Origin of the sequence: Paenibacillus sp. FSL M7-1414 (genome assembly GCF_038003195.1) — a bacterium.
Lineage (GTDB): Bacteria > Bacillota > Bacilli > Paenibacillales > Paenibacillaceae > Paenibacillus > Paenibacillus amylolyticus.
This window is the reverse complement of record NZ_JBBOOS010000001.1, coordinates 25,035-40,870: the sequence shown is the minus strand read 5'-3', so window position 1 is coordinate 40,870 and position 15,836 is coordinate 25,035. Positions and strand designations below refer to the sequence as shown.

At 45.8% G+C, this 15,836-nt stretch carries 19 protein-coding genes and 1 riboswitch; of the genes, 1 reads left to right on the top strand and 18 read right to left on the bottom strand.

Annotated elements, in window-relative coordinates; all coding sequences use genetic code 11:
• Positions 1-34 precede the first annotated feature (34 nt).
• From MHH92_RS00195 to MHH92_RS00140, 12 genes are all read right to left on the bottom strand, one after another.
• Positions 35-229 (bottom strand): hypothetical protein, encoded by a 195-nt coding sequence (locus MHH92_RS00195; protein ID WP_124118801.1) that lies wholly within the window; start codon positions 227-229, stop codon positions 35-37.
• 83 nt (positions 230-312) lie between these two features.
• On the bottom strand, positions 313-597 hold the full coding sequence (spoVG, locus tag MHH92_RS00190; RefSeq protein WP_017691372.1) for a septation regulator SpoVG: 285 nt from the start codon (positions 595-597) through the stop codon (positions 313-315).
• A 188-nt stretch (positions 598-785) separates the two neighbouring features.
• A complete protein-coding gene (gene purR / locus MHH92_RS00185; RefSeq protein WP_017691373.1) occupies positions 786-1,613 on the bottom strand; it encodes a pur operon repressor in 828 nt (275 codons plus the stop codon).
• A 97-nt stretch (positions 1,614-1,710) separates the two neighbouring features.
• Positions 1,711-2,565, bottom strand: coding sequence for a 4-(cytidine 5'-diphospho)-2-C-methyl-D-erythritol kinase (ispE, locus tag MHH92_RS00180; protein ID WP_026081373.1), 855 nt, complete (start codon positions 2,563-2,565; stop codon positions 1,711-1,713).
• A 149-nt stretch (positions 2,566-2,714) separates the two neighbouring features.
• Entirely contained in the window at positions 2,715-2,891 is a 177-nt protein-coding gene (locus tag MHH92_RS00175) for a small, acid-soluble spore protein, alpha/beta type (protein WP_017691375.1), read from the bottom strand.
• Between the two features lie 257 nt (positions 2,892-3,148).
• Positions 3,149-3,424 (bottom strand): biofilm formation stimulator Veg, encoded by a 276-nt coding sequence (veg, locus tag MHH92_RS00170; protein ID WP_017691376.1) that lies wholly within the window; start codon positions 3,422-3,424, stop codon positions 3,149-3,151.
• Positions 3,425-3,577: 153 nt separating this feature from the next.
• Positions 3,578-4,474 carry a sporulation peptidase YabG gene (yabG, locus tag MHH92_RS00165; protein ID WP_017691377.1) on the bottom strand — a complete coding sequence of 299 codons (897 nt, stop codon included), beginning with the start codon at positions 4,472-4,474 and terminating at the stop codon, positions 3,578-3,580.
• A gap of 59 nt (positions 4,475-4,533) precedes the next feature.
• Positions 4,534-5,436, bottom strand: a complete 903-nt coding sequence (rsmA, locus tag MHH92_RS00160) for a 16S rRNA (adenine(1518)-N(6)/adenine(1519)-N(6))-dimethyltransferase RsmA (RefSeq protein WP_100528122.1) — start codon at positions 5,434-5,436, stop codon at positions 4,534-4,536.
• Positions 5,437-5,440: 4 nt separating this feature from the next.
• Positions 5,441-5,986, bottom strand: coding sequence for a ribonuclease M5 (rnmV, locus tag MHH92_RS00155; RefSeq protein ID WP_017691379.1), 546 nt, complete (start codon positions 5,984-5,986; stop codon positions 5,441-5,443).
• A gap of 155 nt (positions 5,987-6,141) precedes the next feature.
• A complete protein-coding gene (locus tag MHH92_RS00150) occupies positions 6,142-7,326 on the bottom strand; it encodes a 3D domain-containing protein (protein ID WP_036606128.1) in 1,185 nt (394 codons plus the stop codon).
• Between the two features lie 273 nt (positions 7,327-7,599).
• Positions 7,600-7,853: riboswitch (cyclic di-AMP (ydaO/yuaA leader) on the bottom strand.
• A 241-nt stretch (positions 7,854-8,094) separates the two neighbouring features.
• Positions 8,095-8,865, bottom strand: coding sequence for a TatD family hydrolase (locus MHH92_RS00145; protein WP_179087975.1), 771 nt, complete (start codon positions 8,863-8,865; stop codon positions 8,095-8,097).
• 332 nt (positions 8,866-9,197) lie between these two features.
• Entirely contained in the window at positions 9,198-10,475 is a 1,278-nt protein-coding gene (locus MHH92_RS00140; protein ID WP_036606129.1) for an HD domain-containing protein, read from the bottom strand.
• 317 nt (positions 10,476-10,792) lie between these two features.
• Here MHH92_RS00140 and MHH92_RS00135 point away from each other — a divergent pair, with 317 nt between their 5' ends.
• A complete protein-coding gene (locus MHH92_RS00135) occupies positions 10,793-11,047 on the top strand; it encodes an AbrB/MazE/SpoVT family DNA-binding domain-containing protein (protein ID WP_024633700.1) in 255 nt (84 codons plus the stop codon).
• A gap of 282 nt (positions 11,048-11,329) precedes the next feature.
• Here MHH92_RS00135 and rsmI read toward each other — a convergent pair whose 3' ends face one another.
• The 6 genes from rsmI to MHH92_RS00105 form a co-directional block, all read right to left on the bottom strand.
• Positions 11,330-12,214, bottom strand: a complete 885-nt coding sequence (gene rsmI, locus MHH92_RS00130; RefSeq protein ID WP_036606130.1) for a 16S rRNA (cytidine(1402)-2'-O)-methyltransferase — start codon at positions 12,212-12,214, stop codon at positions 11,330-11,332.
• Positions 12,215-12,994: a tRNA1(Val) (adenine(37)-N6)-methyltransferase gene (locus MHH92_RS00125; protein ID WP_036606131.1), complete on the bottom strand. Its 780-nt coding sequence runs from the start codon at positions 12,992-12,994 to the stop codon at positions 12,215-12,217.
• Between the two features lie 95 nt (positions 12,995-13,089).
• Positions 13,090-13,458: a DNA replication initiation control protein YabA gene (gene yabA, locus MHH92_RS00120; RefSeq protein WP_017691386.1), complete on the bottom strand. Its 369-nt coding sequence runs from the start codon at positions 13,456-13,458 to the stop codon at positions 13,090-13,092.
• A 28-nt stretch (positions 13,459-13,486) separates the two neighbouring features.
• Positions 13,487-14,287 carry a PSP1 domain-containing protein gene (locus tag MHH92_RS00115; protein ID WP_017691387.1) on the bottom strand — a complete coding sequence of 267 codons (801 nt, stop codon included), beginning with the start codon at positions 14,285-14,287 and terminating at the stop codon, positions 13,487-13,489.
• A gap of 117 nt (positions 14,288-14,404) precedes the next feature.
• Entirely contained in the window at positions 14,405-15,376 is a 972-nt protein-coding gene (holB, locus tag MHH92_RS00110; protein ID WP_036606132.1) for a DNA polymerase III subunit delta', read from the bottom strand.
• A gap of 9 nt (positions 15,377-15,385) precedes the next feature.
• The gene (locus MHH92_RS00105; RefSeq protein ID WP_017691389.1) at positions 15,386-15,829 is read right to left on the bottom strand and encodes a YaaR family protein; all 444 of its coding nucleotides are present in this window, start codon (positions 15,827-15,829) and stop codon (positions 15,386-15,388) included.
• Positions 15,830-15,836 lie beyond the last annotated feature (7 nt).

Sequence of the window (15,836 nt, the reverse complement as noted above, 5' to 3'; positions counted from 1 at the left end):
AATGCATTGCTGATCTGTATCCAATGAGTATCGTTCAGCCGGCTTCAAGCCGGTCCTGTTCATCGCCTGCTGTCTCTGTAATCACACGTAACAACGCGGACACCAACGAATCGTGACCTATATGTATACGCCGTGTACCTGCGAGCTTAACCGAATCCCAATGATTCCTAAGATGCCGCCCTGCCACCAAGCGCACGATGCGCTTTTTGTTCTCTGCTAATAAACTCAATACTGAATATATCTTATTCCGGTCAAAAAGAAAAGAGAGCCATAAGACATGGCTCTCTTTTCCTTCGAACCCCAATAATGTTCTCAGGCACCTTCTTCAATGACTTCTTCCTCAGTTGCCGCACGATCGTATTCAGTCAAAACTGCTGCCTGAATCTTCTCACGCGTACCGGAAGAGATCGGGTGGGCGATATCACGGAACTCTCCATCAGGAGTACGTTTGCTCGGCATAGCAACAAACATTCCGTTGTTACCATCAATGACACGAATGTCATGAACGACGAATTCGTTATCGATGGTAATGGATGCGATAGCCTTCATTCTCCCCTCCGAGTTAACACGGCGGAGTCTGACATCCGTAATTTGCATGTGTGTGTTCACCACCTTTTTCCATCAGAACTTGGTGTATAATTCCACACAGCATATACGAACTCCTTCTTTTTATAACCACAAAAATTTCCTAATTTCAGGAATTTTTTTATTTAATACACAATTCGACAACGTTAGTGCCAGGTCGATGGAAAAGACCTTTTAACGACATAACATTCGTCATCTTTCTACAGGTCAAAATAGTTGCCAGGCTTGACGGAAATCTGTCTGCTCTTGGCATCAACCGCTGTCAGTTTCGCCAGAGATACGTAATCTGTTAACAGGCGTTCTTCTGAATCTACAGAACCAGATTCCACCAGTACCCCTACCCCGGCAACTGTAGCATTAAACTCGGCCAAAAGATCGATCATTCCTTGCACCGTACCCCCGGCCTTCATGAAGTCATCCACAATAAGTACTCTGGAATGCTCACGCATCGCCCTACGAGAGAGCGACATGGTATGCAGACTTTTATGGGACCCGGATACATAATTGATACTTACGGCCGATCCTTCTGTAGCCTGATGGTCCCTGCGTACGAGCACGACAGGCAGGTTGAGCTGGGCTCCGGTCGCATAAGCCAGTGGAATTCCTTTGGTTTCTACCGTCATAACCACATCAATATTCATATTGCCAAAGGCCGTTGCAAAAATCTTGCCGGCTTCATTCATCAATGCGGGCTGACCAAGCAAGTCGGACATGTACAAGTATTCTCCAGGCAAGATCCGATCAGGTTGCGCGAGCTGGGTCGAGAGCCGCTCCGCAAATGCCAGTGCCAGTTCTCGGGATACCTTCGGAATCCATCTTACTCCCCCGGCTGCTCCAGCCAGTGTATGCAGTTCTCCTGACCCACCTTCTTCGAACACTTCTTTGATAATCGCCAAATCTTCACTAATTGAAGACTTTGCGGCACCATAACGTTCGGCAAATGTGGTCAACGGAATAACCGTATGCGGTCTGGACAATAAGTATTGCGTCATTTCAACCAGCCTTGCGCTTCGTTTTAACTTCTTCACAGAGATCCATCCTCACGATCACGGAAACATCCAAATCCGAATAATTATTTAAGAATATAACACCTTTATACGTGTTTGTACATTATAAAAGCGAATTTTACGTTAACATACGTACAGCATACACTTCTTTACAGAACCCACGCAGACCATTGTATATCCGGGCAACCTTGGATTCTTTGGAAACCAGACCAAATACCGTTGGACCGCTACCAGACATTAACACGCCGTCTGCACCCAATCGAATCATGGCATCCTTCAGATGCTGAACTTCCGGATACAGCTTCAACGTCACATCTTCAAGCACATTGCCCATCTGGTCACAGACTTCCGTAAATGATTGATTGCGTATAGCCTGCTCCATTTTAGCTGCACTCGGATGACGAACAATCTTGTCACTGCGGAACCTTCCGTACACATCGGCTGTAGACACATTAATCGGAGGCTTGGCCAGAATTACCCAGCATTGCGGCGGATTAGGAATGGGAGTTAACTTCTCACCACGGCCTGTAGCGAGTGCAGTCCCTCCTGTGATACAGAATGGAACATCCGACCCGAGTTCAGCTCCAAGCTCCTGAAGTTCGTGATCCGGTATATTCAATCGCCACAGACGGTTCAATCCACGCAGCGCTGCTGCTGCGTCGCTGCTGCCGCCGGCAAGTCCGGCTGCAACTGGAATCTTTTTATCCAGATGAATATGGACACCCGTACGCACGTTATAGCGCTCCTTAATGAGTCTGGCTGCCTGGAAAGCCAGATTCTTCTCGTCGAGCGGGATATAACCCGCCTGACTGGAGATGAAAATAGTATCTCGCGGCAGCTCCGACATTTCCAGCCGATCAGCCAGATCGACCATGGTCATGATCATCTCAACTTCATGGAATCCATCGCTTCTTTTATGTAAAACGTCCAGCATCAAATTAATTTTAGCAGGCGCTTTTTCGTAAATTTTCAAGGCGTTCACCCGTCCTCACCTTTTCCCTAAGACAACTTAACATATTATATCAAAATGGGGCTGTCAAGTCATTTGTATTCCGCATCTAAGGGGAAAAAGCGGGGTTATTCCTGACGGATTTCCCCGCTTTTCAGTCTGCTTGAAACGGTTTAAGATTTGCGCGCAGCCTGTTCAGCAAGTTGAATTGCACGTTTTACCATGTTTCCTGCATCCTTGGCTTTAATTCCGCCCCAACCTTCCTGTTGCACCGTATCATAGAAACCCAGGTCTTTCGCGAGCTCATTCTTCAGATCCTCTGACATGACACTTCTTCTTCTGCGACTCATGAACCATCCTCCTCCAAAGTATCCTTCATAATGTGATGAGTTCGTTGTTCGTTCACGTTTTGGACATCTTGTCACCAGGCCATATTCAGTTTCCTGCATTGCTTAAGAAACTGTCCCTTCACCTGTCCATATAGTATGCCGCGACCGTTCCTCGCTCATTCCTGAGTATGTATGGGTTACGTTAGAGGGAGAATTGGTGTTTAAAGAAAACAAAAAAGCGATCCGCCTTGTGGGGCGAATCGCCTGTAAATCGATACTTACGTCTCCATATAGGAGCTATGCGTCTGGCTGCCCGGGTCATAAACCATGACTTCCACCGATTCCGTAAGTATATCCGCATAACTATAAGATACTCGCTTGAAGGTTTCTTGCTCCTCATCAAGCTTAACAATAAAAACAGAAGGGTACGTTTCTTCCAATACACCCGTACGCTCAATGGTCTTACGGCGGCCACCATTAGCCCGCAACATAATTTTCTGACCAATATGTGCATCGAGATTGCGTTTGATATCCAACAGCGTGTTTTTAGCCATTGTCGACGACCACCTCTTTTCTTGTCCATTATACCGGATTTTACAGTCATTGTCAAATCAAAACTAATTATTATATCAGCATCAAAAAGTTGTTGTCAATGAATTTTTTTTCAAACAAAAAAAGCCCCAAATTGGGACTTTAAATGGCCTACATCAGACTGCCGACGGGTTCACTTTTAGCGTAGATAAATCATTCAGCCCAGGCAGACCTACCCGGTAACTCCCCCGTGTCTCAACACCACCCACACCCTGGCTACCACTGATGGTATTGTGCAGAACATCACTCATGTTGACCGTATCGCGCACAGAAGTAAAGGAGGCCTTGGCTGCCACATAGACCGGATCAAGTGCATGAATGAGAATTCTGCCTGGGGAACTGGCAAAGTTCGCTCCAGCGCGCAGCAGTGCCTCAAAATGGGACTGACAGGCCCCTGCCACAATAGTGAGTGCGTCCAGATGGCGTTCATATTGTCTGGCCACCTGAATGGCCGATACAAAATTTTGCGAGTTCTTGTAGCTACCAAGACTATATAAGTCATAGGGCTGACGTGTCTTTAACACCCCATCATGACCCGTAATAACTACGATATCCGGACGTACTTTGGGTAATAAGCGGTATAAGGTATCTGCCATTGCCGATTCATGGACATACTGTCCCTCTGCGGGCACACGAAGTTGCTCATAGAGATCCATACTTTTTTTCAAATAGTTCGGATCTCCATCCAGATGAAGCACCTTTCCAGGCATTTCAAAATAAGCCGGTTCCTGCTGGGCAGACCAATCCTGTACCAGACCTTCACGATTCCGCTCAGCCTGTTCCATACGATTCTGCTGCAGACGGGACAGGGTCTGATGTGCTTTAATATGCGCCTGTCTGGTCTTGGCGCTTTGTGGTTCGTAGGGAACCTGTATCAAATCGTCCACCGGGGAATCGGCAATCAGCCGGAACTCAGTCCCTTTAATGACCGCAGCATCCAACTGGAGGCCTTCCACCCGAAAAGTCACATCGCCGCCGTATGACTTCCGAACGACCAAGTCTCCGATATTCATCAACGTAATCACCTCTACCCCATCGTATGGGCAGAGACCCGGTTTGGTTCATTCAAATTTTACAGCGCTGCACGTACCCCTGCTTCCCACATTACGGTGCTTAGTGTGGCATACTCTTGCAGACTCAACGTCTCTCCACGTCGGGACGGTTGAATACCTGCCTGCTCCAGCAGAATGTCTGCCTGTTCCCGGTTCTCCTTTGTGAAGAAACGTGCCTTCAAGTTGTTTGAGATTGTTTTTCTCCGCTGGGCAAAAGAAGCCTGTACCACTTCGAAGTAGTGTGCTTCATCCGGAATCTCCACTGGCGGCTGCTCACGCACTTTCAGCTTAATGACAGCTGATTCCACATTAGGTTGCGGAATGAAGACCGTAGGAGGCACAATACACACAAGTTCCGGCATACTGTAGTACTGAACTGCGATGCTCAGACTGCCATAGTCTTTTGATCCAGGTGCAGCAGCCATGCGTTCAGCCACTTCTTTTTGGATCATGACAACAATGCTGTCTACCGGCAGTTTCTCTTCCAGCAGTTTCATCATGATTGGAGTCGTTACATAATAAGGCAGGTTAGCCACAACACTGACTTTGTCCACGGATGCAAAATCCGTATTAAACAACTCAGCCAGATCAAGCTTCAGCACATCCCCATGATGAACACGTACATTCGAATAAGGCTGCATCACTTCTCCCAGGATTGGGATCAAGCGCTGATCAATCTCTACGGCTGTGACAGGACCGGCTACCCGAGCCAGTCGTTCCGTGAGGGCTCCAATACCCGGCCCAATCTCTAACGCACCCTTGGACTCGTCCAAATCGGCTGCATTAACAATTTTGTTCAGTATATTTTGATCGATCAGAAAGTTCTGACCCAGACTTTTCTTAAATGAGAATCCGTGTCTTTGAATAATCTCTTTCGTACGCTTGGGCGTTGCAATTTCAATCGTCTCTTCCATGTTCTTCATATGCTCACAATCCTTCACGTTCAATTTGCGCTAATGCTGTAGAGAACTCTTCCCGTGTAATCTGAAATACACTGAGACGTTTGTGGAACTGCTTACCGTTACAATAACCGATGCCTAGCAGATTGCCCATCTCCATACGACGTGCAGCAGCCTGCGGATGCACAATAAGTCCTGCCGCGATCAGGTCTTCCCAATCGATCAGGCTCGGAGCACCTTCGTATGAAGTATGTACGCGCGCCAACGCATGACGGATCGCCTCGGGTGAGGCATTCTCCACCCCAATGTCCCCTTTGCGCGTTGCATCGGCTTCCGGAATGAAGGCATGTTTGCAGCCTGGCACCTTGTTCGCAATAATTTTACGAATGCGTTCGCCAGCATGATCCGGATCTGTCAGTACAATGACTCCCCGTCTCTCCTGAGCAAGCGCAATCCGCTTCAGAATGCGTTGGTTGATGGCTGATCCACCTGTTTCTATGGTATCGGCTTCCACGGCCCGACGGATAGCTACCGTATCGTCACGGCCTTCCACCACAATGACTTCTTTTATCATGTTCCATTTCTTCCTTTCTAACGCAAAAAGAAGAGGAATATCCTCTTCTCTGCCAAACGGCGGGGGAGACTGAATTCAGACTCCTCCGCCACATATTCCGCATGAATCATTCATGCAACTATTTTATAGCATTCCCATTTCAAAGTAAAACGATTTTAGTTCGCTTCCGGCTTCACCGGACCGATCACGTAGACCGTCTTGCCTTTCTTACGTCCAAAATTCAGGGCATGCTTCACACTGTCATAATACACATCAATTTTGTTGCCTTTAATGGCACCGCCTGTATCTTCCGCACGACGGAATCCCAGACCTTCGATATATACCCACCAGCCAATTGGAATGACTTTGGGATCAACCGCAATGGTGCGCCCTTCCGTTACACGAGTACCGGAAGCTGTTTTAGTTCCAATGCCAGGCTCTTCGGAAGAGTAGGCAGTCATGGATACATTTTTAAGTACTTTGGAGTATTTAAAAGAAGTCCCGGATACGGTAATCACTTTGCTGCCCGAGGCAGATGTTTTCTTCGAGTTCGTTGTTGTAGCCTTTTTGGTTGTTGACGTTTGAGCCGATACGGTCTGAATCTCAGGTTCTTTCACGACCGGTTTTGCTTTGGTGCCGACAGCGATCACTTTATCTACACGATTATTCGCGACAGATTTGCCGACCATTTTTTTGGAGACCAATTCTCCATCCTGAAATACCTTTTCGATATGCTGCACAATTGTGCCTTCTTTGCCGTTCACAACGACACGGTTATCCCCTTTGTACAAGCTAGGGTCAGCCGTTTTAATGACTTTGTAAGCGATCGGCTGCTCTACTTCCACTGTACGCTTTGTTACGCGCACTACACGGATCTTCATCTCCGCTTTGATCGCAGTTCCAAGCGCCGGATACACTTTATCATTACTTTCAACTTGAATACCTGATTTTTGAATTGCATCTTCTACCGATGAATCGGTTGTATACAGAGTCTTGGTGTCTCCGTCTGCCGTAATGTTAACTGGAACGGCCCGCTCAATAACGATTCGGTCTCCATCTGTAATCGCCCCATTCATGGACATGGATACCTTATCGTGAGGGCTGACTGTGATCGACTGCTCCTCCAGCATTTCCTGAAGCATTCCTGTACGAGTCTCTACCACCTGAGCTTTGCCATCAATAACCAGCGAAATTTGTTTCCCGGCCTGACCGTAAACGACTAACAAGATCATGATTGTAAGCGCAATTGAGAAAATCGCGATCAATGCCATTTGACGCATGTTCTCATGCTTCCACCGCAACGCGAAAGACTTACTGGATGATCGTGACTCATGGGTCTCTTCTGGTTGGAATGTGCCCACTTCTCCGTCCTCCTTCATAGCCTCGCCGTCTAAAGTAATGCATGATGTCTTTGACGTGACTATACCAAATTTTCTACAGAACACAGATTGGACCAACATAATCCGGTTCTGCACCATGAATCAATCTTCGCAACATGATGTCATCCTCCTGAATACCTACCGTATGATGACAATATTTCTTTTATTCAAAAACAAAAAAGCCAAAGAAAGAGTGTAAGAGGAACTCTTTCGTGGCTTCCGAATGATTTTGAATATCGGAAATTCATGCACGAGGTTGCCTCTCTTTTTCCGCTTGCGAGGTTAGCTGTCGGGTTCGGGCGAAAGAGAGCCGCCCTATCTTGGGTCACCCGCTCATGGCGGACGCCCTTGAATTCACCCCGAGACCCAAAGAAGAAATCAAATACGGCTTCGCAGTTCCCTTCGCTGCTTTTGGGTCAGCGAACGTTGCGCATCGGCCAAATACACCGATGTTTAAGCCCTATTGGTTCCCCCGCTCTCCGTTAACGGAGACTCAGCGAGACTGATTCATGAAAGTAATGTTGTTTCATCGGAAAGTGTCCCTTTGTTCATCCCCCGAACATCTGTCCAATTTTCCGCACAACAATTCACTGAAAAGATGATATCCTGTTTTGATGCATGTTGTAAAGCGTTGATCAAGTACGTTTTTCTGAATATTTGGTTAAAATATTGTAATATTCTTGATTTATTTGGATCAAAGGGCAAATTACCTCCGCTTACCTGCCTTTTTCACCTCATTTGCTCGTTTTTTTACCGAATTCCAAATCGTTCCATGGCATTTTTGGTTGTTATTGCAGCAATTTCCTCCACCGAAATGCCTTTAATTTCCGCAGCTGCCTCTGCAACCAGACGTACATGCGCTGTCTCATTTCGCTTCCCACGATAAGGGTGAGGTGTCAAATATGGAGCATCTGTTTCAATGAAAAACCGGTCCATAGGAACCTTCTCCAGCACCTCTTTGGGCTGCTTTGCATTTTTGAATGTGATCGGTCCTCCGAAGGAGAGATGGAAGCCCATATCGAGACAACTTTTTGCTGTTTCCCAACTGCCCGAGAACGAGTGCATCACACCGCCAACTTCGCCAGCCTTCTCTTCACGCAAAATTCTTATGATATCCTCATGTGCATCCCGATTATGGATGACAATTGGCATGTTCACTTCACGCGCCAAAGCAATTTGTTGTCGTAATACACGATGCTGTATTTCTTTTGGTGAAGTATCCCAGTGATAATCCAATCCAATCTCACCGATCGCAACCACTTTTTCATGCTTGCATAAAGATGCAATCCACTCCAAATCGCCCTCCTGCATTGTGATCGCATCTACGGGATGCCACCCTACAGCTGCATATATAAAGTCATATGTTTCGGCGAGTTTCATTGTGGTTGGAATCGTCTCCCGGTTAAAGCCAATGTTGATCATGCGACCAACTCCTGCATCCACAGCACGCTGAATCATGTCCTCGCGGTCCTCGTCGAATTGTGGTGCATCCAGATGTGTATGTGTGTCGAACAGCATCATGTCTGTATCTCCCTTCATGTCGAAATAACGACTATCTTCTTTTTCAAAATCCAATTTGTAAAATTCAATAATTCAATGACTCATACATAAAACATTTTGGGTATCTGTGTATTACATCATTACGTTTGTCTCTTCACAACTACAATATATAGAAGATATACGGATATTCTGATCTATATATTGTTGATTTTGCTCATTCTGCCTACTTGCATTTACAAAATTATGTCGATCTACATATACTCCCCATTAAAGCAGATTACTGTATCATGGAAAATAGCTCTTTTAGAAAGTGTTTTGATATCGAAATTCTTCATCGGATTATACCCACATGATTACAAGAAATAGGGGCGTATATGTGACGGTAATTCGTGAATAATCGCATCCACCTTGTTTTGAGGGTAATACAAATGATGTTTCCCTCGGTGAAGCCCACTGATGGAACGGACAATGTCAGATACTTCTGACAACTCACGTAAATTGTCCTGTCGATCCAGAAGAAGAATCTGCTTATCTGTGGATTCATCCGGACGAAACACATCATACGGATTATCCGAAGGAAAATCAATTTCAAGATCATATTCGGGATCGAGGCCAGCCTGTACAAAAGCTTCCCGAATCTCTTCCATCATTGTCAAGTCGACCTGTTCAAGCTCTACATACTTATATAACTTGCGATCCATAAAACGTTCGCATAACTCACTTAGAACAGTATCGTCCTCCTTGCGCCACTGCGTAAATGCCGTCTGAATTAATGCTTCATCCAACTGCAAATATTCATCCACGGATAATTCTCCTTCAAATAATTGAGGGAGTGGATCAATCATGAAGCGGAATTGAAAACCATGTTGTAGGAGTGTTTTCGCTCGCTTGAATATTTGCCGCAATATAATTTCAGAACTACGAGTTACCGGATGGAAGTAAATCTGCCAATACATCTGATACCGAGACATTAGGTAATCCTCCACAGCATGCATGCCTGACTCCTTGACTACAATCCGCCCATGATAAGGACGCAGCATCCGAAGGATACGATCAAGGTCAATCGTGCCGTAATTTACACCTGTAAAATAGGCATCCCTGAGCAAATAATCCATTCGGTCTGCATCAAGCGGACTGGTCACCAAGTTAACCACAATCGGCTTTTCATACGTTTTTTGAATGACAGATGCTACTTTCTCAGGAAAATCAGGAGCATACCGTCTTAAGATCGCCCCTACTTCGGTATCACCTGTAATAATGCGGCAAGTCCAATCTTCGTGATTCATGTCAAAAGCTTCCTCGATGGAGTGAGAGAACGGCCCATGCCCGAGATCATGAAGCAGAGCTGCACACAGAGCTACAATCTTTTCTTCCTTCGGCCAATCCGAATAATGACTTCTTTCAAATTGAGAGATGATCTTGCGTGTGATCTCATAAACACCTAGTGAATGTGAGAACCGACTATGCTCTGCTCCGTGAAAGGTAAGGTAAGAAGTACCCAGCTGACGAATCCGGCGTAAACGCTGAAATTCCGGAGTGTTAATTAACTGCCATATAACCGGATCTTGCACGTGGATATAATTATGTACCGGATCTTTGAATACTTTCTCTTCCGTTAAACGTTGTTCCATGTCGACTCACTCCTTTAATTTCTTTTATATTAACGCTTTGAGCTCTGCGATTCACCTAAGATTCGACACCATATGACGAACTTTGTCGAATGAAGTAGTTTTGTCGTTTTCCAAATCGACAAAGCTGACATTGAGGTTTAAATGCGAAAAACGGCTTCCAATCCCTTACCACCAGTAACCTTGTGAAAAACAGCCTTAATTTTAAGCTAATTTTAAGGTTGACTGATTTGGGAATCGTTGGTATGATGAGTATCATAAAACATAAAATAATGTCGAATAATGACAAAGATAGTTAGCTGAGAGGAGCACTGATTATAATGATGAAATCAACAGGTATTGTAAGAAAAGTGGACGAACTGGGACGGGTAGTTATTCCAATTGAATTGCGCCGTACGCTCGGTATTGGTGAAAAAGATGCTCTGGAAATCTACGTTGACGGCGAGCGCATCATGTTGAAAAAATACGAGCCTGCTTGTATCTTCTGTGGTAATGCAGAGAACGTTACTTACTTCAAAGGTAAAATTGTTTGTAACGAATGTATTTCCGAAATCCCTGCACCTGTGACAAAATAAGAAAAACCAGGTATACTGGACTTATCTAAATTGTTATTTCTAACCTTTTTAATATTCCTTAATGACCTTCCCGGTGTGAACCCCACCGCGGAAGGTATTTTTTTGCCTTGTTATGGGTTCCATTACCCAAAATGATTCTGTCACACGCGAACTGGGAGAGAACGATGAAATTTGTTCGGAATTTTTTTTAGCCACTCTGCTCTTTTTAATATTCCACTAAGGTTGGATATAAGCTTCTTTTCAGGTTATGTTCCCCACAACAGAAGATATTTGGTTAGATTACTACTCGATTAATGCATTATATACATCACGCTTCGCCAGACCGCGATCGGTAGCCGTTTTTTTCATTGCATCTTTGCGGTTATGTCCTTCACCCTCATAATGGCTGACATGATCCGCGAGTGACATGAGCTGCCACCATGCTTCGCGCTCAGCCTTACGCTCCTCTTCCTTAATGCCTTCTACCAGCAAGCAGTACTCGCCAAGAGGTGGATGTTCTTCAAGCCAGTCTATGCATTCCCTCACAGTACCCCTTGCGAATTCCTCATGACGCTTGGTTAGCTCACGAGCCAGGACAATCGAGCGATCACCCAGAATTTCTTCAAGGTGGACTAATGTTTTCCGAATACGGTGAGGCGATTCATAAAATAACAAAGTCCCGTTGGATTCGTCAAACGCCTCCAGCACTTTTCGCATGTCCTTTTTCTCACGCGGCAAAAAACCGCCGAATGTAAAACGCTCCGTCGGTAATCCGGACACGATCAGAGCAGACAACGCAGCATTGGGCCCCGGGATGGGAATGACCGTTATTCCGGCTTCCAGTGCAAGCTGTACAAGGTCAGAACCAGGGTCCGAAATGGCTGGCAAACCGGCATCGCTGACGAGTGCCAAATTTTTTCCTTCTATTATATAGCGTATCAGTTCAGGTCCACTCGCCCCCTTATTATGCTCATGATAACTAAACAGCATGGAAGGTGTAATTTCAAAATGGGTAAGCAGCTTTCGGGTCTGACGTGTATCTTCTGCTGCAATGATGTCACAACTCTGCAATGTCTTGATGGCACGGAAGGTCATATCCTCCAGATTACCAATGGGTGTTCCAACCAGATAGAGCTTGCCTGATCCTTCAGGCTGCTCCGCATAGCTTTTTTGAATATGCAAAGTCATCTAAAGCCCTCCTTTCGTAGTACGCTCAGCATGTTGCTGACCATAGTAAATATCCATAATCTCTTCGCAGTATTTCCCCTCTTCATTGTAGACAATGAGTGGAGGAAGCATCCTAACTTCCGGTTTACCATCTTTCATTCCTTCAATTAACACCATGTTGGCTTCCAAATGAGCACGGGGATGTACCATCCGAATCCGTTTTGGTTCCAGCTTATATTCGCGCATGAGCGAGATAATCTCTGCAAGGCGTTGCGGACGATGAACCATTGATACTTTGCCGCCATTACGTACAAGTCGACTGCACGCCTGAATCACTTCTTCCAGGGTACATCCGATTTCATGACGTGCCATTGCCTGATGTGTGTTCATCTTGAGATCACTGCCATTCAGAGGCATGTATGGAGGATTAACCGTTATTGCATCGTATACAGCATGTCCTGTTTCTTTCACGAGTTCTCGCAAATCACCTTCACGAATCATAATCGACTCATCCAATGCATTTAATTGCACACTGCGACGCGCCATATCAGCCAAACGTGGCTGAATCTCGATCCCTTCCAGACTAGCCTGCGTACGCGTTGTAAGCAAAATGGGAACCACCCCGTTACCCGTACACAAATCAAGTATACGACCCCGTTTAGGTACGGAAGCAAACCGGGCTAATAATACGGCATCCATCGAAAAACTAAACACTTCATCACTTTGAATGATTCTCAGATCATGAGAGAGCAGATCATCAATCCGCTCTGACTCATGTAACACAACTTCATTTTCTTCCATATGTTACGCTCATCCTCCGGTACTCTATATCTCATGTTTGTTTAGTTTAGGTTTATAACCTTGAAAAAAAACCGTAGGGGATCCCTACGGTCACTTCATTTATTCAAAAAAGACAGGCAGAACAGACAATCGCCTTCCGTCCGCAAATGTCCATAATAGACGTTGCAGATATGGAAGCCTTCGTGATACAACCGAGCCAGATTATCATACCCTTCACCCACAACATCCTCGCCTGTAGCCGGACCTGCTGGTCTTGCTACAGGAGCGAGTGCTGAGGAGATCGGCAGATCTGCCGGAGCCTCACGTTTGAGCAGTTTGCGTAACTGCTCATTCTCGATGGTAAGCCGCTGATTATCCTCAAGCAGCTCCTTCACAATCATTTTTAACTCTCCTAAATCACCGTGCAACTGACCCAGTTGGGTTTCCATTTCATGAATGTGCGTAAACAGATTTTTCTTTTCCAAGTTTCCACCCCGAAGCAACCTTTATGGTTTACTTGATAACGACGTCATCCAGCGGAAGTTCTTTGACTTTACTGATGTCGAACAGTTGAACATGGACTGTGCGGCTACCGGCATTAATTCCGACAACTTTTCCTTCACCCAATGAGGTGACGACCAATTTGCCTACCGCTGGCAGTTCTTCTCTCACACTTTCATAGTTATCATGCTCAAATTTCAGACAGCACATGAGTCTTCCGCACAACCCTGAAATTTTCGTCGGATTCAGTGACAGGCTCTGATCTTTAGCCATCTTGATTGATACCGGCTCAAAGTCTCCCAGCCAGGAAGAACAACACAACACACGGCCGCAAGGTCCGATTCCGCCAAGCATCTTCGCTTCATCACGTACACCAATCTGTCTCAGCTCGATTCGTGTCCGGAATATGCTTGCCAGATCCTTGACCAGCTCCCGGAAATCAACTCTTCCTTCAGCTGTAAAATAAAATATAATTTTATTGCGATCAAACGTAAATTCCACATCGACCAGCTTCATTTTGAGGCCATGGTCTTTGATTTTATTTAAACAAGTACCGAATGCTTCTTTGGCTGCACGTTTGTTCTCATCAACCACACGGGCATCTGTATCGCCCGCAACGCGGATGACTTTCTTCAGCGGCAACACCACATCGGACTCGCCCACTTCCTTCTTACCTACGACAACCTTACCGTACTCAACCCCCCGCGCTGTCTCCACGATAACGCAGTTTTCTTTCTCAATGGGAAGGTCCAGGGGATCGAAGTAATAAATTTTGCCCGCTTTTTTGAAACGGACACCCACTACACTGTACAAAAAATTAACCCCCTTGTAAGCCAACCCCACTTCGTCTGAAGCCCCGTCTTCTTAGGGAACCGGCCGAAGTTATAACCGTTTGCATATGATTGGAGCTAACTTTGCCCTCTCCCAGTCTTATGCCAAACCGATCAAAAATTGCTCCAGACAAAGCTGGCCATTGACGTTGAAACGCAATTTTTTTCTGCATGCTGCGGCCATATCCATATAGGAGACCCACTGCTCTGTGCTGCGGGTATGTGCCAACTGAGATAACATGTCTAACTGATCTATAAAAACGATATGTTCATGCCTATCGTACTGAACATACAGCATGTCCCTAAACCATAGATGGAACAAACTAAGCAGCATGTCCAGGTGTTCAGAGAGTCCGGTTTTAAAAAGCTTCTGCTGTGCAGAGATCAATGATGTACTTCCTCTACCCAGGGACTCCTTCCCTAATTGTAACATTACGTTTCTAATTTCTGCAAACCAATTCTGCTGGAGAATTTCTCTACATGCTTCCAATCCTGACGCTAAATGGACGGCAGAGCGAGCCAGATTGGCAGGGTGCCCTTCCTCGATCAGAGATTGCAGCATCTCTTCCGGATTCAGTGCGCTAAACGGTACCAATTGGGAGCGTGAGCGGATCGTTGGCAACATGGCCTGTCCATTATCTGTAATCAGGATGCCGACTGCTGGTACCTGCGGTTCCTCCAGAAATTTGAGCAAACTGTTTGCTGCCTGTACCGTCATTTTCTCGGCTTGTTCTATAATATATACTTTGGGATGGCCTGCCTCGGATCGGTATGAAAAGATACGCTGCAGATCCCGGATTTGATCTATTTTAATGTTGTTTCCATCTGGTGCAAGCATGGTTAGATCCGGATGGTTACCATGATCTACCTTACGACATTCAAGACACTGCCCACAAGCGTCATCTTCAAGCTCTGTACAGAATATTGCCTTGGCAAAGGTAATTGCCGTCTTCCGTTGCCCGCTACCAGCTGGACCGCTAAACAAATACGCATGGCTTATTGCCTTACGTCTCAAACTGCTTTGTAACATTTTCTTGGCCGCTTGTTGACCCATAATCTGTTGAAAGGACATACTTCCTCCTCAGAAGCTTAAATTAATAAGCATCCCCCGAATTTCCCCTACTTGTTGTAATAGAGAGATTTTTCCTTCTTCTGTATCCAGCAATTCATCAGCCATGGATAACAGAGCGGAGTCAATTTCATCAATCAGCTTATACCGCTTACCTCTGCCACGACGATCCCAACCCCTTGTCTCTTTCATGGATACACCGCGACGAACGGTCTCTTCCAGGAACCTTTTAACAAGTTGCTTATACGCCTTCAGTTCACGAATCGTCATGGAACGTGCCAGGCGATCCCCCTGAAGCTGGATTTCACTAAACCGGCGATTCAGTTCAGCTTGTGAGGCCCGTTCCCCTTGGTGATTCATCATATCAGAGAAATTTTTGGATTGAACCGGTTTGGAACCTGAATCAGTAGAACTGATCCCGCTCTGAATCGGTCTGAATCCAGGATTGATTTTCATGGATACG

Coding starts and splice junctions, on each gene's coding strand:
- spoVG (WP_017691372.1), bottom strand. CDS start 597: ATGCAAATTACGGATGTCAGACTCCGCCGTGTTAACTCGGAGGGGAGA.
- MHH92_RS00175 (WP_017691375.1), bottom strand. CDS start 2,891: ATGAGTCGCAGAAGAAGAAGTGTCATGTCAGAGGATCTGAAGAATGAG.
- veg (WP_017691376.1), bottom strand. CDS start 3,424: ATGGCTAAAAACACGCTGTTGGATATCAAACGCAATCTCGATGCACAT.
- yabG (WP_017691377.1), bottom strand. CDS start 4,474: ATGAATATCGGAGACTTGGTCGTTCGGAAGTCATACGGCGGCGATGTG.
- rsmA (WP_100528122.1), bottom strand. CDS start 5,436: ATGAAGAACATGGAAGAGACGATTGAAATTGCAACGCCCAAGCGTACG.
- rnmV (WP_017691379.1), bottom strand. CDS start 5,986: ATGATAAAAGAAGTCATTGTGGTGGAAGGCCGTGACGATACGGTAGCT.
- MHH92_RS00145 (WP_179087975.1), bottom strand. CDS start 8,865: ATGATGCTGTTCGACACACATACACATCTGGATGCACCACAATTCGAC.
- MHH92_RS00140 (WP_036606129.1), bottom strand. CDS start 10,475: ATGGAACAACGTTTAACGGAAGAGAAAGTATTCAAAGATCCGGTACAT.
- MHH92_RS00135 (WP_024633700.1), top strand. CDS start 10,793: ATGATGAAATCAACAGGTATTGTAAGAAAAGTGGACGAACTGGGACGG.
- rsmI (WP_036606130.1), bottom strand. CDS start 12,214: ATGACTTTGCATATTCAAAAAAGCTATGCGGAGCAGCCTGAAGGATCA.
- MHH92_RS00125 (WP_036606131.1), bottom strand. CDS start 12,994: ATGGAAGAAAATGAAGTTGTGTTACATGAGTCAGAGCGGATTGATGAT.
- holB (WP_036606132.1), bottom strand. CDS start 15,376: ATGTCCTTTCAACAGATTATGGGTCAACAAGCGGCCAAGAAAATGTTA.
- MHH92_RS00105 (WP_017691389.1), bottom strand. CDS start 15,829: ATGAAAATCAATCCTGGATTCAGACCGATTCAGAGCGGGATCAGTTCT.